Below are 17607 nucleotides of genomic sequence, written 5' to 3' on the forward strand. Positions count from 1 at the left end.
GAGAATCCCGGGCCCGGAGGCGCGATGATAGGGGACATGGCGCAAAGTGCTCGGTCATTCGTAGGTCGCGACCCTGAGTTGCGCACCCTCACCGGGCTGCTTGGCGTCTCGGCCGAGGAGGCGGTCTCGACCTCCGGTCGGCGCCAGCACGTCCTCCTCGCCGGTGACGCCGGCGTGGGCAAGACGCGTCTGCTCACCGCGCTGCGCGACCGCGCCGTGTCCGACGGCTGGCAGGTGCACGCGGGACACTGCGTCGACTTCGGCGAGAGCGCCGTGGCGTACATGCCGTTCTCGGAGATCCTCGACCGGATCGTCGCGGACCTGCCCGACGTGGTCGAGCGGATGGCGGCCGACTACCCGGCGCTGGCCAGGCTGAGGCCCGTACGCCGCGTGATGGGCGCCAACCAGGGAGCCGCTCCGACCGGCACCGACCGCGGGCAGCTCTTCGACGCCGTCCACACCCTCTTCGAGGCGGCCGCCGAGAAGGCGCCGCTGCTGGTCGTGGTCGAGGACACCCACTGGGCCGACCAGTCCACCCGCGACCTGCTGACCTACCTCTTCACCCGGCCCTACGTCGGCCCCGTCGCGATGGTCGCGTCCTACCGCGCCGACGACATCCACCGCCGCCACCCGCTGCGCCGCCAGGTCGGCGAATGGGGCCGGCTGCCCGACGTCGAGCGGATCGTCCTGGAGCCGCTCTCCGACGACTCGGTGCGACTGCTGGTCCACGAGCTGGCCCCCGGCAAGGTCGACGCCGAACGAGTCGTACGCCGCGCCGAGGGCAACGCCTTCTTCGTCGAGGAGCTGGTGCAGGCCGGCTGCGACGAGGATCTCCCGGTCGACCTCGCCGACCTGCTGCTGGTGCGTCTGGACCGGCTCGACGGCTCGGCGCGGAGCGTGGTCCGCACGGCGAGCATCGCCGGGCGCCGGGTCACCCACGAGCTGCTCGCCGCGGTGACCGAGATGAAGACCGACGAGCTCGATGACGCGCTGCGCACCGCCGTCGAGCAGAAGGTGCTCGAGCCGACCGGTTCGCGCTACACGTTCCGCCACGCGCTGCTCGCCGAGGCGGTCTACGACGACCTGCTGCCCGGTGAGCGGGTGCGTCTGCACGCCCGGTTCGCCGAGGTGCTGAAGGAGACGCCCGGGCTGGGTGCGGCCGCGGAGCTCGCGCTGCACGCCAAGCACGCCGGCGACCTCGCGACCGCGCTGCGGGCTCGCATCGCCGCGGCCGAGGAGGCCCGCAGCGTCAGTGGTGTGGGCGAGGCCGCCCACCACTACGAGAAGGCGCTGGGCCTCGCCGCCGACCCGAAGGTCGCCCAGGCGGCCGCGGTCAACCTCGACCGGGTCTACGAGCGCGCCGCCGACACACTCATCCTCGCCGGACTGCCCTCGCGGGCCGACGCGATCCTGGCCGAGCGGCTCGATGCCATCCCGGCCGGCCCGTCGGTGGGCCGGGCGCTGCTGCTGGCGACCCGGGCCGAGGCGGCGCTGCTCATTGAGAACGGCGACCCGCTCACCTACTCCCACGACGCGATGGTCGCGCTACCTGCCGACGCCGAGCCGAAGGTGCGGTGTTCCGTCCTGGCCGTGCGCACGCGCACGCTCGTGACCTACCGTCGAAGCGAGGAGGCCGAGGCCGTCGGGCTGGAGGGCATCGAGATCGCCGAGCGGCACAGCCTCTCCAAGCTCGCCTCCGACATGGCCACCAGCCTGTCGATGCTCAAGGTCCGCACCGGCCGCGCTGGCGGCGACAAGGTCGAAGGCTTCCGGCAGGTGCTGCGCGAGACGATCGACCAAGCACGGCAGGTCGGATCGACGTACGCGGTCAGCCGGGGGCTGTACACGCTCGGTCGCTCCTACGACGAGGCCGGGGACTACCGGGAGGCGTTGAGGTGGTTCCGGGCGGTGACCGACGAGGCCGGAGGGGAGTCGCTGCAGTGGCAGCCCTACGTTGCCGGGGCCCGCTCCGACATCGTCCGGATCCAGATGGTCCTGGGGGAGTGGGACGAGGCGCTCGCGCTGGCCGGTGGCAACCTACCCGACGCGCCGCCGGTCCCGGTCGCGCTCCTCGACATGCTCCGGATGATGATGGAGCAGGCGCAGGGGGCATCGGTCGGTGACGCGGCCAACGCGTTGCGACCGTTCTGGACCCAGGAGGGCCTGGTCGCCCTCTACGGCTCGGTCGTGGAGATGACCGCGTTCGCCCGTGCCGGCGACCCCGAGGGAGTGCTCAGGGTCTACGCGGAGACGGTCGAGACTCTCGCCCAGTTCTGGACCGAGTGGTTCGGCGGCCGGGTGCGGCTGGCGGTCGTGGCCGCCTCCGGGATCGCGCAGATGCTGCCCTCGCTGCCGGCGGCGCGCTGGCCCGCGTTGGTGGAGGCCGTCGACGGGCTGCACAGCGACGGCGAGCAGGTGGTCGCGCAGTACGAGCCCGGAGAGTGGGGTCCGGAGGGCCGCGCCTGGACGGCCCGGCTGGAGGCGGAGGTGCTCCGCGTCCACTGGCTGGCCGGCATCGACGCCCCGCCCCAGGAGACGCTGCTGGCGGCGTGGGAGCGCGCCGAGCAGCAGGTCGAGGCCTATGGCGATGTCCCAGGTCTGGCCGCCGTCCGGACGACGTACGCCACCATCCAGCGGGCCACGGGCGACGTGGCCGGCTCGCGGGTGACCGCCGACAAGGCCCGGACGACCGCGAAGCGGCTCGGCCTGCAGCCGTTGCTCGACGAGCTCAGATCGCTCGGCGCGACGGCCGTCAAGCAGCAGCAGGCGACGTCGACGTCGCTGACGCCGCGGGAGAGCGAGATCCTGACGCTGGTGGCCGCGGGACGCAGCAACGGCGAGATCGGCAAACAGCTGTTCATCTCCACGAAGACGGTTTCCGTGCACGTCTCGAACATTCTCGGGAAGCTGGGCGCCGGGAGTCGCACGGAGGCAGCCGCCATCGCTCGTCGTCAGCAGCTGATCAGCTGAACTTGTGGTGCTCGGTAGGAACCTGTGGCTGAATTGTCACCATCACCACGGCGGGTCGAGGAGCAGATGTGAAGCAGGGCGGGCAGCACCCGATCGCAGCCGGAGTCACGGCGCTCGTCGCGGTCGCGGTCGGAGTGGGACTGATCATCGGGATCGCGATGTTTGTCGGTGCCAACATCCTGGGCCTCGGTGGCGGCGGTGCCGCCGACGACCAGGCCACCGACCCGGACGCGGGTGCCTCGCTCTACGCTCCGTCGCCCAAGCCGACCAAGACCGCGAGCGGGCCGGCGATCACGCTCAACGCCTCGCCCACGAGCGCTCCCGAGAAGCAGGCGGCCACCACGAGCCCGTCGCCGTCCAAGACCGTTGAGGAGAAGCCTGCGAAGAAGGAGATCACCCTCCAGGCCGGAACCGTCCAGGCGGAGCCGATGGAGCGGATCGACCTCAGCGGGATCTACCCGCGCGGCGAGGGCGCCATCCTCCGCCTGGAGCGCAACGACGGCCAGGGCTGGGAGGACTTCGGGATCCCGGACGTTCCGGTCACCGGCGAGCAGTTCTCCACCCCGATCCAGTCCGGCCGGATCGGGAAGCACAAGTTCCGGATGAAGGACATCGACACCGGCATCTACTCCAACGTGGTGACCGTGACGATCGGCTGAGATGGAGCCGAGGATGGAATAGGCCATCGCACGCTTGGTTGTATGGAGACATGACGGTTCCCACGATCAAGCTCAATGACGGCACTTCGATCCCGCAGTACGGTCTCGGCGTCTGGCAGGTTCCGCAGGACGAGACCGAGCAGGTGGTGAGCCAGGCTCTCGAGGTCGGCTACCGCCACATCGACACCGCGCAGATGTACCAGAACGAGGCCGGAGTCGGCGCCGCGCTGAAGAGCGCCGGACTCGCTCGCGAGGACGTCTACGTCACCACCAAGCTCAACAACTCACAGCACGACCCGGCCGACGCGAAAGCATCGCTGGAGAGGTCCCTGGAGCTGCTCGGCCTGGACCGCGTCGACCTCTTCCTGATCCACTGGCCGCTGCCGACGCGGTACGACGGGACGTACGCGAAGACGTGGGAGGCCCTCGTCGGCCTCCGCGAGGAGGGCCTGACCACCTCCGTCGGCGTCTCCAACTTCCAGCCCGACCACCTCGACAAGATCGTCGCCGAGACCGGCGTCGCCCCCGCGGTCAACCAGATCGAGGTCCACCCCTACTTCGCCAACGAGGCCGCTCGCGCCGCCACCCTGGCGCACGGCGCGAAGGTCGAGTCGTGGTCCCCGCTCGGACAGGGCGGCGGTGAGCTCACCGACCCGGTGGTCGCCGAGATCGCCTCCGCCCACGGCAAGTCGCCCGCCCAGGTGCTGCTCCGCTGGCAGATCGATCGTGGCGACATCGTCTTCCCCAAGTCCGTACGCCGCGAGCGGCTCGAGGAGAACCTCGCGATCTTCGACTTCGAGCTGAGCGCCGACCAGGTGACGGCCCTCGCGGCCCTCGACAAGGGCGAGTCCGGCCGCTCCGGCCCCAACCCCGACACCTTCGACTGGATCCCGTCCTACTGATCCCCGCCTTCCGCCGAGTCGGCTCGTCCTGACGCAAGCACCCGCCGAGTCGGCTCGTCGTGACGAGCCGACTCGGCGGGGTTTTCGGTCAGGACGGGCCGACTCGACCTGGTTTTGGCCGGCGTTGGAATAGGGGGCGTAGGGTCTTCGTTGTGGAGAGTGAACGAAGTTGAGTTGATCCGACTCAACTTGTTTGCAACACTCGGCGGCAGCAGTCGCTGGGCGGGTGCAGAACAACCCAAGTCTTCCGGGGTCTCCCCAGGGAACACAGTCCACATACACACAGCTTCAACAAGCGGAGGTAGCAAAGATGGCACGTGCCGTCGGTATCGACCTCGGGACCACCAACTCGGTCGTCTCGGTTCTGGAGGGTGGCGAGGCCACCGTCATCGCGAATGCCGAAGGCGCCCGTACGACGCCTTCCGTGGTCGCGTTCAGCAAGTCCGGTGAGGTGCTGGTCGGTGAGGTCGCCAAGCGCCAGGCCGTCACCAACGTGGACCGCACGATCAAGTCGGTCAAGCGTCACATGGGCACCGACTGGAAGGTGTCCATCGACGACAAGGACTTCACGCCGCAGCAGATCAGCGCGTTCGTCCTGCAGAAGCTCAAGCGCGACGCCGAGGCCTACCTCGGTGAGACGGTGACCGACGCGGTCATCACCGTCCCGGCCTACTTCTCCGACGCCCAGCGTCAGGCCACCAAGGAGGCCGGTGAGATCGCGGGCCTCAACGTCTCCCGCATCGTCAACGAGCCCACCGCCGCTGCGCTGGCCTACGGCCTCGACAAGGGCGACGACCAGACCATCCTCGTCTTCGACCTCGGTGGCGGCACGTTCGACGTGTCCCTGCTCGAGATCGGTGAGGGTGTCGTCGAGGTCAAGGCGACCTCCGGTGACAACCACCTCGGTGGTGACGACTGGGACAACGCGATCGTCAAGTGGATGGTCGGGAAGTTCAAGGCCGCCAACGGTGTCGACCTGGCCGCCGACAAGATCGCCGCCCAGCGCCTCCAGGAGGCCGCCGAGAAGGCGAAGATCGAGCTCTCCTCCTCGCAGAACACGAGCATCCACCTGCCCTACATCACCCACGGTGAGTCCGGCCCCCTCCACTTCGAGGAGACCCTGACCCGGGCGGAGTTCCAGAAGATCACCGCCGACCTGCTCGACCGCACCAAGAAGCCGTTCGAGTCCGTCCTCAAGGACGCCGGCGTCGCCCTCAAGGACATCGACCACGTCGTCCTGGTCGGCGGTTCGACCCGGATGCCGGCCGTGACCGACCTGGTCAAGAGCCTGCTTGGTGGCAAGGAGCCCAACAAGGGCGTCAACCCGGACGAGGTCGTCGCCGTCGGTGCCGCGCTGCAGGCCGGCGTGCTGAAGGGCGAGGTCAAGGACGTACTGCTCCTCGACGTCACCCCGCTGAGCCTCGGCATCGAGACCAAGGGCGGTGTCTTCACCACCCTGATCGAGCGCAACACCACCATCCCGACCAAGCGCTCCGAGATCTTCACCACGGCTGACGACAACCAGCCGAGCGTCGAGATCAAGGTCGCCCAGGGCGAGCGCCCGATGTGGTCGGAGAACCAGCCGCTGGGCAACTTCGAGCTGACCGGCCTCCCGCCGGCGCCGCGTGGCGTGCCGAAGATCGAGGTCACCTTCGACATCGACGCCAACGGCATCGTGCACGTCTCCGCCAAGGACCAGGCCTCGGGCCGCGAGCAGTCCATGACGATCTCCGGCGGCTCCGCGCTGTCGAAGGACGACATCGACCGCATGGTCAAGGAGGCGGAGCAGTACGCCGAGGAGGACGCCAAGCGTCGCGAGTCCATCGAGATCCGCAACCAGGGTGACAGCCTCGTCTACACCACCGAGAAGTTCATCACCGACTCCGGCGACAAGGTCCCGGACGACGTGAAGACCGAGGTGCAGGCCGACCTGGACGCCCTGAAGAAGGTCCTCGAGGACACCGAGGCCGACAAGGACGCCATCCAGACCGCGATCACCAAGCTCGGTGAGTCCTCGCAGAAGATGGGTGCGGCCATGTACGCCGCGGCCGAGGCCGAGCAGTCCGCTGCCGGCGGTGCCACCGGCGCGACTGGTGAGGCCGACGACGACGTCGTCGACGCCGAGATCGTCGACGAGCCCGTCGAGGGTGAAGAGGGCGACAAGAAGTGACGAAGCGCCGCCCCGGCGGGGCGGAGGAGGCCGTCGAGGAGACGACCACCGAGGCCCCGCCCGAGACCGACCCTGAGACAGAGGCTGGCGAGGAGTCGACCGAGGATTCCGAGGTGGACGCTCCTGAGGGCGACGCCTCGGAGTCGGACGACGCCGCCGAGACTGGATCCGATGAGGATGGCTCCGCCGAAGCGGCGGAGGACAAGGCGGACGAGGCAGACGACGAGGACGACGTGATCGTTGACGACAGCGAGGTGGACTTCATGGGCGATGCCGCCGACGAGGTCGACAAGCGGGTCGCCGAGCTGACCACGGACCTGCAGCGTCTCCAGGCCGAGTACGTCAACTACAAGAGGCGGGTCGACCGTGACCGCGAGCTGGTCTCGCAGAACGCGACCTACAAGGTACTCACTCCGATCGTGGAAGTGCTCGACACCATCGACCGTGCCCGCGAGCACGGCGAGGTCGACGGCGGCTTCAAGGCCGTCGCCGACCAGCTCGAGAAGATCGTGACCAACCTGGGTCTGAAGAAGTTCGGTGAGCCGGGCGACGTCTTCGATCCCAACCGCCACGAGGCGCTCAGCCACATGGGCACCGACCCGGAGGTCGAGGAGACCTCGGTCAAGCTGGTCGCCAAGGCCGGCTACATGATCGGCGACCGGGTGGTCAGGGCCGCGCAGGTCCTGGTCGTCGACCCGGAGTGACCAGGAGTGACAACGATGGGTGGCCGAGGCTGTCGAGAGATCGACAGCCTCGGCCACCGAGAAGAAGGGAGGAGGGGCTAGGTGGCTGAGAACGACGGGATCCGGCCGGACTGGATCAACAAGGACTACTACGCCGAGCTGGGTGTCAAGAAGGACGCCTCGGGCGACGACATCAAGAAGGCCTATCGCAAGCTCGCGCGGGCCAACCACCCCGACTCCAACCCTGGCGACGACGCCAAGCACGAGAAGTTCAAGAAGGTAGCCGAGGCCTACGACGTCATCGGTGACGCCGAGAAGCGCAAGAAGTACGACGAGGTCCGCACCCTCGGCGCCTCGGGCGGGTTCCCGGGCGGCTTCGGTGGCACAGGTGGCGGCCGCGGCTACAACTTCGACGACCTCTTCGGTGCCGGTGGCGCCCAAGGTGGTGGCCTCGGTGACATGTTCGGCGACCTCTTCGGCGGCGCCGGCGGCGGTGGAGGCTTCGGTGGGCGGCGTACGACGCCGAGGGCTCGGCCGATCAAGGGTGCCGACGTCGAGACGAGCGCGACGATCGGGTTCACCGACGCGCTCGACGGCGTGACCATCTCGCTGCGGCTGACCTCGGACGCCGCCTGTCCCGACTGCAACGGCACCGGTGGCAAGCCCGGCACCAAGCCGCGGGTCTGCCCCGAGTGCGAGGGCGCGGGCTACGTCGTCAACTCCGTCGGCGGCGCGTTCTCGATGAACGAGACCTGCCCGCGCTGCGGTGGCCGCCAGCTGATCTACGACGAGGCCTGCCCGACCTGCCACGGCTCGGGTCGCGGCACCTCCGCGCGCACCATCCAGGCGCGCATCCCGGCGGGCGTCAAGGACCGTCAGCGGATCCGGCTCAAGGGCAAGGGTGCCGCCGGTGAGAACGGCGGCCCGGCCGGTGACCTCTACGTCACCGTGCACGTCACGCCTCACCGCGTCTTCGGCCGCAAGGACGACAACCTCACCATCGACGTGCCGGTCGGGTTCGACGAGCTGGCTCTCGGCGCCGAGGCCAAGCTGCCGACGCTGTCCGGCTCGCCGGTGACGCTGCGGATCCCCGCGGGCACCCCCAACGGACGTACGTTCCGTGTCCGCGGCAAGGGGTTCCGCCGCTCGGACGGCACCGTGGGTGACCTGCTCGCGACCGTCGAGGTGCAGATCCCGGCCGTGCTCGACGCCGATGCCAAGGCCGCCGTCGAGGCCTATCGGGCCGCGATGGCCGGCAAGCCCCTGCGTACGTCCCTTCTCGAGGAGTCATGATGAGTGACGGATTCGGCAGCCCGGCGCCGGATGCCGCGGTCTACGTGATCAGCGTCGCCGCGGAGCTGACCGGGCTGCACCCGCAGACGCTGCGTACCTATGAGCGGATGGGCCTGATCACCCCCGGTCGCACCGGGGGCGGCGGGCGGCGCTACTCCTTCCACGACATCGAGCTGCTGCGCTCGATCGCGGACCTGACCGCGGCCGGCATCGGCATCGAGGGCGTGCGTCGCATCCTCGCTCTCGAGCAGCACGTCGACGCCCTGCGCCGGCGCAACGAGGAGCTGCTGCACGAGCTGGCCGCGACCCGCGAGGCGCTCGCCCAGGCACGGGCGGCGGCGCCGGAGCCGAAGGGGCCGACCAGCAGGCTTCCTGCGGTTCGTCAGGCCCCGCCAGGACAGGCGATCGTGGTCTGGCGGCGCCAGCAGGGTTAGCACAGTACTAACTGATCGCTCGATAGATTTGTTGGCGAGTTGTGGATTTCGGGTAAAACCGATGTGGGTTCGACACCCGCATACTGAGGAGTAAGCCGCGGGTGTCGGACCAACCCCCATATGGTCGGGGCACACGCGGCGGACCCGGTGGAGCCGACCCGAGACGGACCCGCCGGGTCCTTCCAATTTCAAGCGCGCTCAGCGGCCGCAACCTTCAGTTCGGGAACGTCCCGGCCTGCGCCGCCGCCTTGCAGGACTGGTTGCCCGGAAGCAGCTCGATCTCCAGGTTCGGCAGGGTCACCTTGCCCTCGATCTGGGCCTGCCAGACGTCGCCGTAGACCGAGTTGAGGTCGGCGACGGTCGCGTCGATGCCGGTGAAACCCTGACCGTTGTTGTGGCCGCCGTTGCCGCTGGCCTGGTACCAGCTCGGGTCGAACGCCTGGGGCAGGCCCATCGGGTTGGCGGCGTACGGCGCGCTTCCCGGGTTGGTGGTCAGATCGGTGGAGGCCAGCCCGATCTGGGCGACCCCCTGCAGGTTGATCCCCGGCCCGGCGGCGGCACGGAGCTGGGTGATGTCGAAGACGGCCATCTGGGCGTTGATCTCGTTGGTCGCCGGGTCGTCGTCCCCGGAGGTGAGCCTGATCGTGTAGCTGCCGAGCATCCCGACCTCCTCGACCCGAGAGAGGCAGAAGCCGTTCATCGTCGCGCTCGCGAAGCCGGCACGCAGGACCGGCGTCCAGTCGCCACCGCTGCTGGCGGCCGCCTGGGTCTGCACCAGCGAGGTGCCGAAGGCGGCGTCGGCTGCGTGGATGTTGGTCGAGGAGAACGTCGAGCTGCCGTTGTTGATCGTCAGCGTGGGGCTGAAGACCGCGGACGCGGAGGACCCCATCGCCGCGACCATCCCGGCGAGCAGGCCGAAGCCGACCGTCGTCGCCGCGACCGTGCGTCGCCATCGTGTGCCGTACGTGCTCATCCCGCGGTCACCGTGATCGTCGTGTTGGGGAGCTGGATCGAGTTGAGCGGGTTCGTAGTGCCACCCGGGGGATAGACGTACGGGTCGTTGCCCGCGTTGTTGTCGTGGGTGAACAGGTAGTAGAACTCCAGGTTCGCCGCCAGGATGTTGTAGTCACCACCGGCCGCGAGGCCACTGAGGATCGCGGTGACCAGGTCGTTCCAGCCGCCGGTGCCGTCACCGGCGAGCGTACGGATCTTCAACCGGCACGAGTCGCCGTTCCAGCCGGCGGTGCAGATGGTGTTCTTCTGCGAGGTCGTGGTCAGGCCGGCGGCGATGATCAGGATGCCGGCCAGGTTCGTGACCGTTCTCCACGGGATCGCCACCCAGGAGTCGCCGGTGGTGAGCAGGTTCGTCTTCACCCCCGGCCCGCCGACGGTGAACGGGCCGTCCGGGGCGATCCGCAGGGTGTGCGCCACCTTCGCGCTGGGGGCGGGCGCCGTCGTCGACCTCGCGGAGAGCACCGGAGCGCCGAACGAGGCGACGTTGTTGCGGAAGACGAGGTCGCTGAAGGCGATCTGGAACAGGCACATCGAGCCGGTGGCGGCGTAGTAGTAGGTGAAGCCCTTGTTGCTGTCGCAGTTGCCGTCGCTGCTGTTGGTGTAGATGCCACGCACGTCGGCAGCCACGTTGGTGGTGCTGCTTCCGTTCGGCTCGCCCGCGGTCAGGATCCACCGCGTCCCGGACAGGCAGGGGAACATCCGGGTCCCGAAGAGGCGGCTCTGGAAGGCGCCGTTGTCGCCACTGTTCTTGAGCGGTACGACCTGCCGCCGTTGCTGCGGGTTGCTGCTGCCCGGCTGGTCGCACTGGAACGGCTGATAGCTGTTGTTCTGGCTGTTCGCCGCGGCCCGGTGGTCGGGGGAGGGCCACAGTGCCGAGGACATGATGAGGAGCGCGATCGCGGTGACGACGACAAGGCGTTGCTTGCCGACGGTGAGCTGGTGGGACACGGCGGTCAGCCGCCGGAGGTGACGCGCTTGGACGGCCGCGGCTTCTTCTCGCCCCAGGACCAGATCATCGAGCCGCCGATGATGCCGAGGACGGAGCCGAGGACGAAGCCGCCCAGGTTGGCAGTCGGGAACGCACCGAGCGCGATCAGGAACGCGACGATCCCCGAGAGCGACTTGTAGTGCGGCGCCAGCCAGGTGACCAGACCGAACATGATCAGCGCCCCGCCCATGACGTAGCCGGCGGAGTACGACCAGCCGCCGGTCAGGGCGATGCCGATGTCGAACGACATCCAGTAGATGATCCAGGCGCCGGCCACGATGAGCCACAGTGCACCCCAGAAGGGTCGCGTACGCCGCCACGCGCGGAACCACGAGCGGGCCGCTGCGAGGAACGCGCCGAGCCGGTTGCGGCGTACGTTCTCCGGCCGGGAGTCGGCGGAGAAGCCGAGGTCGTCCGTCAACGACTGGGTGGTGTATTCGGTCATGAGCAGTCGGCCTGCGTCCTGGCCCCGGGGACGACCTTGATGTTCAGCTCCGGCAGGGTGATGTTGCCCTTGAGGTTGAGCCCGTAGCTGTTTCCGTTGAGTCCGGCCACGTTGAGCTGGCGGGCGTAGAGGCCGAAGGCTCCTGCCTTGGGCAGCTGGTTGGGGTTGCCCTCGAAGGTGAGGCCGGCGGAGTCGCCGACGGTCTCGGCCGACTGGCCGAGGTTCATGCCGGAGATCTTGTTTCCGTAGCCGCTGAGCGCGTCGGCGTTGATGAAGAGGTTGGTCGCCGAGATCGCGTTGCCGAGGCTGCCGTCGGTGAGCTTGCCCGTGCTCGGGTCGGTGGTGGTGCCCGTCGGGATCGTGCTGCCGCTGTAGCTGTCCGGGATGTCGTCACCGGCGGTGATCATCAGCGAGTAGCTGCCGACGAGCGGGATGTTCTCGGTGGCGATCCCGCACAGGCCGGCGAGCTTGGCCTGGTGGATGCCGAGCTCGGTGACGCCGCACTGCGCCTGTACGTCGGCGACACCGGGATCGCAGTCCGTGGCCCCCTGGCGGCTGGTCGGGGCGAGATAGCCCGCGGCGTGCTCGGCGTCGAGGTAGTTGGAGTAGAGCTTGAACTTGGCGTTCCCGGTGGTGAAGTTCACCGCCAGAGCGTTCTGCGAGACCGCGCCGAACATGGCCACGAGCGCGGCGCTCCCGACGATCATCAGCGGCAGCGAGCGCTTGCGGCTGCCGCGACGTACGGACTCCGCCTCCGCCTTCATCTGTGCCGACTGCTCCGCGGCGCGGTCGACGGCGGCGTACGCGGCGCGGTAGATGCGGCCGGTGAGCCGGCCCCACGCGCCGAGCAGGCCGGACTCCTCGCCCCAGGGTTCGGGCCGCTCGAAGCGGCGGGCGCGAGGGCTCATGCGGTCGCTCCGCTCCGGGCCGGCTTGCCCGCCGCCTTGCGAGCGCGCTTGCGGGCGTCCTTCTCAGCCATCTTGGCCAGCTGCTTGTCGGTGTAGGGGGTCCAGGCGACGATCAGGGCACCACCGGTGACGCCGGCGACGGTGCCGATGATCAGGCCGCCGAGGTTGGCCAGCGGGAGCGCCGCGATGGCGAGCGCGACCGAGACGATCCCGGGGAACGTCCGCTGCGCGGGCATGAACATCGCGATCAGCGCCGCGGCGGCCATGGCGAACGAGATCAGCACCGGCGGCAGGGTCCGGTCGCCGAAGGCTGCGAAGATCGTGAAGTCGAGCTGCTTGGAGAGCATCGAGGACCCGATCATCCACGACGACCACAGCAGGATCAGGCTTCCCCAGAAGGGGCGGGTGCGCCGGAAGCCCTTGAAACCGCGCGGCGTGGGGACGGCGGCTGGGGTGCTCACGGTGGGTGCTTCGGGGTCGATGGGCGTCTTGTCAGGCATGGGGTTCTCCGGCGGGGGCTGAGGCAGAGGTGTTGGCGGGCGCTCCGGAACGCCCGCCAACTACTGCGGGCTGATGAGGTGGAGTGCTACGGGTTGAGCGTGATCGACAGGTTGTCGAGGCTCAGCGAGCTCAGCTGAACCGCGTACGCCTTCGCCGACAGGTTGTTCAGCACCTGCTGGCCGCTCTGGCCGGCGGTCTGCGCGGCCTGGAGTGCGAAGCCGTCCGCCACGTAGCCGGGGCCGCCGGGGTCGAACCCGGCGTCGGCCTGCGACTGGCCCAGGGTGACGTTGGCCATCGTGGCGCCGCTCGGTGTGTTGAGCGAGGCAGCGTTCAGTGCCACGTCGCCGAGGTTGATCGCCGAGTCGGTCGAGGTGATCCCCAGGTTGAGGCTCAGGCCCGGGAGCACCTCGACCTCGGGTGTCACGACGTTGAGCCCGTTGGCGACGGAACCCTCGGTCTGGGCGTAGATCGTGCCCTGGTTGTTGCCGGCAGAGCCGACCTCAGTGGCGCCGGTGCGCATCTTCAGCGCGTCGGCGGTGAGGCTCGTGCGCATGTCGAAACCGCCGGTGGACGAGATGACCGCTCCGACCATGCCGGACAGCATCGCGTACCCCATACCGGCGGAGACGACCGCCGCCGGCAGCGTCACGGCCGCGAAGCGGCCGAGACTGGTATGCCCCATCTTGTTCATATGTGCTCCCTCGTTGAACCCGTCCCTCACGGGCTGATGAACCCGAGAAAAGTGCGCCGCCCACGGTCCCTAATACCCTGGGTGGCATCACAGACTGTGACGGTCGCCACGTGCTACGGTCAAGCAAATCTGGACATTTTGTCCCTAAATGTCTACGAAGTGTGGCGATCCCTGCGTGGGTTTGGCCTCGCTGTCGTCGACCTGCCCGAAAGAGAGTCTGGTTGTGTTCGGAGGACCTCGAAGCGTTCGTTTCGCTGCCGAACGCGGCGCCGCCGGAGTGGTCGTCGGGTGGGTCGCGCTGGTGGCGTTCCTGCTGGTGATGGCGGTGGTCGTCGCCGCGCTCTTCGGCTCGTTCACGGTCAAGGGACGCAGCATGGAGCCGACGATGGTCTCTGGTGAGCGGATCCTGATCGACCCGCTGCACAACGACGACATCGAGCGGTTCGACCTGGTCCAGGGCGTCGAGCCGGGACCGGAGCGCTTCGGTGGTGGCATGCAGGTGGTCAAGCGGGTGATCGGGTTACCCGGCGACCGGGTCGCGATCGTCGGCGGCGAGAAGCCGGTCGTCTATGTGAGCCCCGCCGGGTCCGCCGACGTCTACCGGGTCGACAACCCCGCCTGGCCGGCCAGGATCGGGGCTGAGGTCGGCATGTGCTGCGAGCCGGACGGGACGTACGACGACGATGCCGCGTCCGGGGTCTGGGCGACCGTCCCGGGCGACTCGCTGTGGGTCCTCGGGGACAACTGGGGCGGCTCGACCGACTCCCGTGGGTTCGGCTTCCTGCCGCTGGCGGACGTCTCCGGCAAGGCGTGGCTGCGGTTGCTCCCGGCCGGCGCTTTCGGTGGGTTCGGCGACGGTGGCGTCGAGCTGGTCGAGGTGGCCGTGCCTGTCGCCGGGTTGGACGTACGGCCGTGAGGAAGGTCCTCGCGGCGAGCGGTGTCGGTGCCGGGGTTGCCGCCTTTGTCGCGCTGGTCCTGGTGGTCGCCGCGCTCGCGTTCTCGGTCACCGTCGACGGGACGAGCATGGAACCGACGCTGCACGACGGCGACCGGATGCTCCTCGAGTTCTGGACCCAGGACGAGATCGAGCGTTTCGACGTCGTCGAGGCGGACGCTCCGAGCGCTGTGTCCGGTGGCGGTACCCAGATCCTCAAGCGGGTGATCGGGATGCCCGGTGACCGGGTCTCGGTCTCCGGCGATGCGCGGGTGCTGGTCCGCCCCGCGGGCGAGGACGAGACCTATGTCGTCGAGAACCCGGCCTGGTCCGCCGAGGTTGGTGCCGAGCTGGAATCGCTGACGGTCCCCGAGGACGCCTACTGGCTTATCGGCGACAACTGGAACGCCTCCACCGACTCGCGCAGCTTCGGTTTCGTCGATGCCGACGCCGTCCATGGCAGGGTGGTCTTCCGAATGCTCCCCCTGCGTCGGAACGGGATGATCACCCGGGACGTACGACTCGCTCCCGTCGAACCAGGCTCGATCTTTGGATCGATAACTGAGTGATCGGTGGACATTTTGCCCCAAGTTGTCAAACGGTGGACTAGCCTTCGCGCCAGGGAGACCACGACACCGCTTGAACCTGGGGCGGTCTCGTGGATGAGGAAATGAAGGTCAGGTCTTGTGTCTAACACCATTTCGGCGGGGTTGACCCTGCTAGGCGAGTTCAACTGGTTCGAGTTCTGGTCGGTCCCGATCTTCACCGCCGTGATCGGCTGGCTCATCAACTGGTCGGGGCTGTGGATGCTCTTCTCCCCGATCCATTTCCACGGGATCACGGTGCCCGGGCTCAAGCAGATCGCCGGCTCGCTGCCGCGCAAGGTCCAGGAGATCCCGGGCATCCTGCGCGGCGGGCTCGGCTGGCAGGGGATCGTGCCGGCGCGGGCCGCGAAGATGGGCTCGATCGCCGTCGACCGGGCGCTGTCGCAGATGGCGACGGCCCGCGACTTCTACGAGCAGCTCGAGCCGGACAAGATCGCCGCCCACATCGTCGACGTCTTCCGTCCGGAGATCCCGTTGCTCGTCGACGAGATCATGTGGCGTGAGCATCCCCGGTTCTGGCGCGATCTGCCGCGCCCGCTGCGTACGGTCGTGATCCAGCGGGTCCAGGACCGGCTCCCGGAGGTCGTCGGTGACGTGACCGTCGAGATCGGCAACCACATCGACCAGATCTTCGACCCGAAGATCATGGTGATCGAGAACTTCGAGAAGGATCCCTCGATCATCGTGCGGATCTTCAAGGACTTCGGCGCCCGCGAGCTGCGGATGATGGTCGTCTTCGGGGCGATCTTCGGCTTCCTGCTCGGCATCCCGGTCGCCGTCGTCGACCAGGCCTTCCACATCTGGTGGCTGCTGCCGATCCTCGGCGTGCTGGTCGGCTGGACGACCAACCTGCTCGGCATGCTGCTCATCTTCGAGCCCGCCGAGCCCCGGCGGATCGGTCCGTTCAAGATCCAGGCGCTCTTCGCCCGGCGGCAGTGGCAGGCCTCGGACGTCTACGGCAAGCACATCGCCAAGGACGTGATCACGCTCGAGCACATCGGCGAGCACCTCCTCAACGGGCCGTCCGGCGACCGCACCCGTCAGATGCTCGCCGCGGCCCTCGAGCCGGCGGTCAACGCCGCGGTCGGACCGGCCTACGGCGCGGTTCGGGTCGCGGTCGGGACCAGGAGGTTCGACGCGATCCGGTCCTCGGTCGCCGAGCAGGCCGTCGACTACACGCTCACCCCGCTGCGCGACGCCGCCTTCAGCCAGCAGCAGTCGTGCAACATCCGCCGGCTGATCGCCGACCGGTGCAGGGCGCTGCCTCCGAAGACCTTCGTTGAGATGATGAGAGCCGCGATCAAGGAGGACGAGTGGCTGCTCTACGCCCACGGGGCGATCATGGGGTTGGCGGGCGGGTTTCTGCACGTGGCGGTCTTCGAATGGTGGAACGTGTTGTGAGCGCCCTCCACATCAACACCGAACCAGGGGCCCGTCGACCACGCTCGATCGAGCCGCCCGAAGAGCTCGTCGACGGTCGGGAGGGGATGCACCGCATGCCCACGCCGGCCCCGAGCGGCGGTCTCGTCGACGATGCCATGGAGGTCCTCCCGGGCCTGCTCAGGATCTCCGCGGTCACGGTCGCCCACACCGCGGGCTGGGGGCTGAGGACGTACGCCCGAGGGGTGGGGCGGGTCGCGAAGGCGGTCGTCGATCCTGACGAGGCGGTCCGGCTCACCGAGGACGTGGCGACCAACGCCCGCCAGGTGACCGCCCTCGCGAAGCGGGTTGCCACCGGCAACCCGGTCACGGGTCTGCTGGAGCGGTTCGCGCTGCCGGCCGCCGAGAGCGCGAGGGCGGCGATGGAAGGTCGTGCCGCGCGGGTCAATGGAGTCGCCCCGGGGGCGGAGCCCGACCGGCTGCGGCGTACCGGGGAGGAGCTGTTGCGCCGCTCGCGCGACGTATGGGACGAGAACGAGCGGCACCCGGCCTTCGTGTCGATCCTCAACGAGCTGGCCCCTGACGAGGCCCGCATCCTGGTGCTGATGCTCAAGGGCGGCCCGCAGCCGGCCGTCGACGTGGTCGAGGGCGGCCTGATCGGCCATCTGCGCGGGGCTCGGATGATCGCCCGGGGACTGACGATGATCGGGGCGCAGGCCAGCGTGCGCTACCCGTCGCTCGTGCCGCAGTACCTCAACAACCTGACCCGGCTCGGCCTGGTCTGGCAGTCCGAGGATCCGGTCAGCGAGCTGATCCGCTACCAGGTGGTCGAGGCGCAACCCGACGTACTCGCGGCTCTTCACGCCAAGGGCGGTGCCCGGATCAAGCGGCGCTCGATCCACCTGACCCCGTTCGGGCAGGACTTCGCCCGGGCCTGCTTCGCCGACGTCGAGGATCTCGACCGGTTGCCGAGCCATGAGATCCCGCCCGGCGCGGCGACGGAGGCCTCAACCGAATAGCACAGCCGAAT

At 68.9% G+C, this 17607-nt stretch carries 17 protein-coding genes; 11 read left to right on the forward strand and 6 right to left on the reverse strand.

Features of this window, described 5'->3' with window-relative positions; translation table 11 throughout:
* Positions 1 to 36: 36 nt before the first annotated feature.
* From ACIO3S_RS18185 to ACIO3S_RS18215, 7 genes are all read left to right on the forward strand, one after another.
* On the forward strand, positions 37 to 2970 hold the full coding sequence (locus ACIO3S_RS18185) for an AAA family ATPase (protein ID WP_400466511.1): 2934 nt from the start codon (positions 37 to 39) through the stop codon (positions 2968 to 2970).
* A gap of 68 nt (positions 2971 to 3038) precedes the next feature.
* The gene (locus tag ACIO3S_RS18190) at positions 3039 to 3629 is read left to right on the forward strand and encodes a hypothetical protein (RefSeq protein ID WP_400466514.1); all 591 of its coding nucleotides are present in this window, start codon (positions 3039 to 3041) and stop codon (positions 3627 to 3629) included.
* Between the two features lie 50 nt (positions 3630 to 3679).
* On the forward strand, positions 3680 to 4531 hold the full coding sequence (locus ACIO3S_RS18195) for an aldo/keto reductase (protein ID WP_400466517.1): 852 nt from the start codon (positions 3680 to 3682) through the stop codon (positions 4529 to 4531).
* 310 nt (positions 4532 to 4841) lie between these two features.
* The gene (gene dnaK / locus ACIO3S_RS18200) at positions 4842 to 6701 is read left to right on the forward strand and encodes a molecular chaperone DnaK (RefSeq protein ID WP_160026611.1); all 1860 of its coding nucleotides are present in this window, start codon (positions 4842 to 4844) and stop codon (positions 6699 to 6701) included.
* Entirely contained in the window at positions 6698 to 7405 is a 708-nt protein-coding gene (grpE, locus tag ACIO3S_RS18205; protein ID WP_160026612.1) for a nucleotide exchange factor GrpE, read from the forward strand. Before dnaK ends, grpE begins: the two co-directional genes overlap by 4 nt.
* A gap of 81 nt (positions 7406 to 7486) precedes the next feature.
* On the forward strand, positions 7487 to 8677 hold the full coding sequence (locus ACIO3S_RS18210) for a DnaJ C-terminal domain-containing protein (protein ID WP_160026613.1): 1191 nt from the start codon (positions 7487 to 7489) through the stop codon (positions 8675 to 8677).
* Positions 8677 to 9111 (forward strand): heat shock protein transcriptional repressor HspR, encoded by a 435-nt coding sequence (locus ACIO3S_RS18215; protein WP_160026614.1) that lies wholly within the window; start codon positions 8677 to 8679, stop codon positions 9109 to 9111. Before ACIO3S_RS18210 ends, ACIO3S_RS18215 begins: the two co-directional genes overlap by 1 nt.
* 214 nt (positions 9112 to 9325) lie before the next feature.
* Here the strand turns inward: ACIO3S_RS18215 and ACIO3S_RS18220 are convergent, their stop codons facing one another.
* The 6 genes from ACIO3S_RS18220 to ACIO3S_RS18245 all read right to left on the reverse strand — a co-directional run bounded on the left by ACIO3S_RS18220 (position 9326) and on the right by ACIO3S_RS18245 (position 13658).
* A complete protein-coding gene (locus ACIO3S_RS18220) occupies positions 9326 to 10084 on the reverse strand; it encodes a DUF6230 family protein (RefSeq protein ID WP_400466522.1) in 759 nt (252 codons plus the stop codon).
* Positions 10081 to 11073, reverse strand: coding sequence for a hypothetical protein (locus ACIO3S_RS18225; protein ID WP_400466524.1), 993 nt, complete (start codon positions 11071 to 11073; stop codon positions 10081 to 10083). Before ACIO3S_RS18225 ends, ACIO3S_RS18220 begins: the two co-directional genes overlap by 4 nt.
* A gap of 5 nt (positions 11074 to 11078) precedes the next feature.
* Complete coding sequence (locus tag ACIO3S_RS18230; protein ID WP_400466527.1) at positions 11079 to 11558, reverse strand: DUF6114 domain-containing protein; 480 nt, start codon at positions 11556 to 11558, stop codon at positions 11079 to 11081.
* Complete coding sequence (locus ACIO3S_RS18235; protein ID WP_400466530.1) at positions 11555 to 12466, reverse strand: DUF6230 family protein; 912 nt, start codon at positions 12464 to 12466, stop codon at positions 11555 to 11557. The genes ACIO3S_RS18230 and ACIO3S_RS18235 overlap by 4 nt, the downstream gene beginning before the upstream one ends.
* Complete coding sequence (locus ACIO3S_RS18240) at positions 12463 to 12966, reverse strand: DUF6114 domain-containing protein (protein WP_400466533.1); 504 nt, start codon at positions 12964 to 12966, stop codon at positions 12463 to 12465. The genes ACIO3S_RS18235 and ACIO3S_RS18240 overlap by 4 nt, the downstream gene beginning before the upstream one ends.
* A gap of 86 nt (positions 12967 to 13052) precedes the next feature.
* Entirely contained in the window at positions 13053 to 13658 is a 606-nt protein-coding gene (locus tag ACIO3S_RS18245) for a DUF6230 family protein (protein ID WP_400466536.1), read from the reverse strand.
* Between the two features lie 223 nt (positions 13659 to 13881).
* Here ACIO3S_RS18245 and lepB (ACIO3S_RS18250) point away from each other — a divergent pair, with 223 nt between their 5' ends.
* From lepB (ACIO3S_RS18250) to ACIO3S_RS18265, 4 genes are all read left to right on the forward strand, one after another.
* Complete coding sequence (gene lepB / locus ACIO3S_RS18250; RefSeq protein ID WP_400466539.1) at positions 13882 to 14574, forward strand: signal peptidase I; 693 nt, start codon at positions 13882 to 13884, stop codon at positions 14572 to 14574.
* Positions 14571 to 15161: a signal peptidase I gene (lepB, locus tag ACIO3S_RS18255; RefSeq protein ID WP_400466542.1), complete on the forward strand. Its 591-nt coding sequence runs from the start codon at positions 14571 to 14573 to the stop codon at positions 15159 to 15161. The genes lepB (ACIO3S_RS18250) and lepB (ACIO3S_RS18255) overlap by 4 nt, the downstream gene beginning before the upstream one ends.
* A 117-nt stretch (positions 15162 to 15278) precedes the next feature.
* Positions 15279 to 16598 (forward strand): hypothetical protein, encoded by a 1320-nt coding sequence (locus ACIO3S_RS18260; RefSeq protein ID WP_400466545.1) that lies wholly within the window; start codon positions 15279 to 15281, stop codon positions 16596 to 16598.
* Positions 16595 to 17596 (forward strand): Abi-alpha family protein, encoded by a 1002-nt coding sequence (locus ACIO3S_RS18265; protein WP_400466548.1) that lies wholly within the window; start codon positions 16595 to 16597, stop codon positions 17594 to 17596. Before ACIO3S_RS18260 ends, ACIO3S_RS18265 begins: the two co-directional genes overlap by 4 nt.
* Positions 17597 to 17607 lie beyond the last annotated feature (11 nt).

The sequence above is a fragment of the Nocardioides sp. NPDC087217 genome (genome assembly GCF_044744805.1).
Taxonomy (GTDB): Bacteria; Actinomycetota; Actinomycetes; order Propionibacteriales; family Nocardioidaceae; genus Nocardioides.